The sequence below is a fragment of the Monashia sp. NPDC004114 genome (assembly GCF_053603855.1).
Map to the genome: position 1 here is coordinate 1 of NZ_JBSGGK010000040.1, position 3,403 is coordinate 3,403.

General features: G+C 56.5%; 2 rRNA genes. Both read right to left on the minus strand.

The features are described from left to right. Position 1: 1 nt before the first annotated feature. Positions 2 to 118: ribosomal RNA gene (rrf, locus tag ACWEOW_RS25320) — 5S ribosomal RNA — on the minus strand. A gap of 79 nt (positions 119 to 197) precedes the next feature. Then, positions 198 to 3,329, minus strand: a 23S ribosomal RNA gene (locus tag ACWEOW_RS25325). Positions 3,330 to 3,403 lie beyond the last annotated feature (74 nt).

Below are 3,403 nucleotides of genomic sequence, written 5' to 3' on the forward strand. Positions count from 1 at the left end.
TGTCCGGCTGCGTCCTACTCTCCCACACCGTCACCAGTGCAGTACCATCGGCGCTGAAGGGCTTAGCTTCCGGGTTCGGAATGGAGCCGGGCGTTTCCCCTTCGCTATGACAGCCGAAACTCTATGGAGATATCAAATGTGTGTGGGTGTGTCCCGTTTGTATCTCGGGAACTGCACAGTGGACGCGTAGCATCTTTGTTGTCAAGTTATCGGCTTATTAGTACCGGTCAGCTCCACACATTGCTGTGCTTCCACGTCCGGCCTATCAACCCAGTCGTCTAGCTGGGAGCCTCTCGCCCTCGCGGGCCTGGAAACCTCATCTTGAAACGTGCTTCCCGCTTAGATGCTTTCAGCGGTTATCACTTCCGAACGTAGCTAATCAGCGGTGCTCTTGGCAGAACAACTGACACACCAGAGGTTCGTCCATCCCGGTCCTCTCGTACTAGGGACAGCCTTTCTCAAGTTTCCTACGCGCACAGCGGATAGGGACCGAACTGTCTCACGACGTTCTAAACCCAGCTCGCGTACCGCTTTAATGGGCGAACAGCCCAACCCTTGGGACCTACTCCAGCCCCAGGATGCGACGAGCCGACATCGAGGTGCCAAACCATGCCGTCGATATGGACTCTTGGGCAAGATCAGCCTGTTATCCCCGGGGTACCTTTTATCCGTTGAGCGACGGCGCTTCCACAAGCCACCGCCGGATCACTAGTCCCGACTTTCGTCCCTGCTCGACATGTCTGTCTCACAGTCAAGCTCCCTTGTGCACTTACACTCAAAACCTGATTGCCAACCAGGCTGAGGGAACCTTTGGGCGCCTCCGTTACCTTTTAGGAGGCAACCGCCCCAGTTAAACTACCCACCAGGCACTGTCCCTGATCCGGATCACGGACCGAGGTTAGATATCCAGAACGACCAGAGTGGTATTTCAACGTTGACTCCACCATCACTGACGTGACGGCTTCACAGTCTCCCACCTATCCTACACAAGCCGTACCGAACACCAATACCAAGCTGTAGTAAAGGTCCCGGGGTCTTTCCGTCCTGCTGCGCGTAACGAGCATCTTTACTCGTAGTGCAATTTCGCCGAGTTCGTGGTTGAGACAGTGGAGAAGTCGTTACGCCATTCGTGCAGGTCGGAACTTACCCGACAAGGAATTTCGCTACCTTAGGATGGTTATAGTTACCACCGCCGTTTACTGGCGCTTAAGTTCTCAGCTTCGCACTTGCGTGCTAACCGGTCCCCTTAACGTTCCAGCACCGGGCAGGCGTCAGTCCGTATACATCGTCTTGCGACTTGGCACGGACCTGTGTTTTTAGTAAACAGTCGCTTCTCCCTGGTCTCTGCGGCCGATCACGCTCCCCCAGCAAGTGGGTTCACGATCAGGGCCCCCCTTCTCCCGAAGTTACGGGGGTATTTTGCCGAATTCCTTAACCACGATTCACTCGATCGCCTTGGTATTCTCTACCTAACCACCTGAGTCGGTTTGGGGTACGGGCGGCTCGAACCTCGCTAGAAGTTTTTCTCGGCAGCATAGGATCACCCTCTTCCCGCATTCGCGGTCACTGTCAGGTCTCAGGCTTGTATGAGATCCGGATTTGCCTGGATCTCGCCCTACACCCTTAGACGTGGACAACCATCGCCACGCGGCGGCTACCTTCCTGCGTCACTCCATCGCTTGACTACTACCCGGTCGGTTCGTGCGCTCCACACACCCGGTGACCCCGAAGGGTCGATGGGCGTGCTTCAGGCACTTAGCATCACGGGGTTCATCAGGGGCGGTTCTTCGCCGGTTCCGGAATATCAACCGGATGTCCATCGACTACGCCTGTCGGCCTCGCCTTAGGTCCCGACTTACCCAGGGCAGATTAGCTTGACCCTGGAACCCTTGGTTATTCGGCGGACGGGTTTCTCGCCCGTCATTCGCTACTCATGCCTGCATTCTCACTCGTGTAGCCTCCACGGCTGGATCACTCCGCCGCTTCCCTGGCAACACGACGCTCCCCTACCCATCAACACGCCTGGACACCGGACCCGCAGGTACCGGTGCCGAGCAGTGTGTCAATGCCACAGCTTCGGTGGTGTGCTTGAGCCCCGCTACATTGTCGGCGCGGAATCACTTGACCAGTGAGCTATTACGCACTCTTTGAAGGGTGGCTGCTTCTAAGCCAACCTCCTGGTTGTCACAGCAACTCCACATCCTTTCCCACTTAGCACACGCTTAGGGACCTTAGCTGGTGATCTGGGCTGTTTCCCTCTCGACTACGGAGCTTATCCCCCGCAGTCTCACTGCCACGCTCTCACTTACCGGCATTCGGAGTTTGGCTAACGTCAGTAACCTGGTGAGGCCCATCGGCTATCCAGTAGCTCTACCTCCGGTAAGAAACACGTGACGCTGCACCTAAATGCATTTCGGGGAGAACCAGCTATCACGGAGTTTGATTGGCCTTTCACCCCTACCCACAGCTCATCCCCTCAGTTTTCAACCTAAGTGGGTTCGGTCCTCCACGCAGTCTTACCTGCGCTTCAACCTGGCCATGGGTAGATCACTCCGCTTCGGGTCTAGACCCAGCGACTATGGCGCCCTGTTCGGACTCGCTTTCGCTACGGCTTCCCCACACGGGTTAACCTCGCCACTGAGCACTAACTCGCAGGCTCATTCTTCAAAAGGCACGCTGTCACCCCACACCCCCAACGGGGGGAGGCTCCAACGGATTGTAGGCACACGGTTTCAGGATCTATTTCACTCCCCTCCCGGGGTACTTTTCACCTTTCCCTCACGGTACTTGTCCGCTATCGGTCACCAGGGAATATTTAGGCTTAGCAGGTGGTCCTGCCAGATTCACACGGGATTTCTCGGGCCCCGTGCTACTTGGGATCCCCACCGGGAGTCCACACCATTTCGTCTACGGGGGTCGCACCCTCTATGCCGAGCCATTCAATGCTCTTCGACTATGACGCAGATTTCTCACTCCCCACCGGCATGTCAGCACCGGTAAGCGGGTCCCACGACCCCGGACATGCAACGCCTGACAGCTATCACACACGCCCGGTTTAGCCTCATCCGCTTTCGCTCGCCACTACTCACGGAATCACTCTTGTTTTCTCTTCCTGTGGGTACTGAGATGTTTCACTTCCCCACGTTCCCTCCACACACCCTATATATTCAGGTGCGGGTGACTGGACTTGCCTCCAGCCGGGTTTCCCCATTCGGAAATCCTCGGATCACAGTCTGGTTATCGACTACCCGAGGCTTATCGCAGATTCCTACGTCCTTCTTCGGTTCCTGGTGCCAAGGCATCCACCGAGTGCCCTTAAAAACTTGGCCACAAAGATGCTCGCGTCCACTGTGAAGTTCTCAACATACAACCGGCACCCCCCAACCGACCCGACACCACGCCG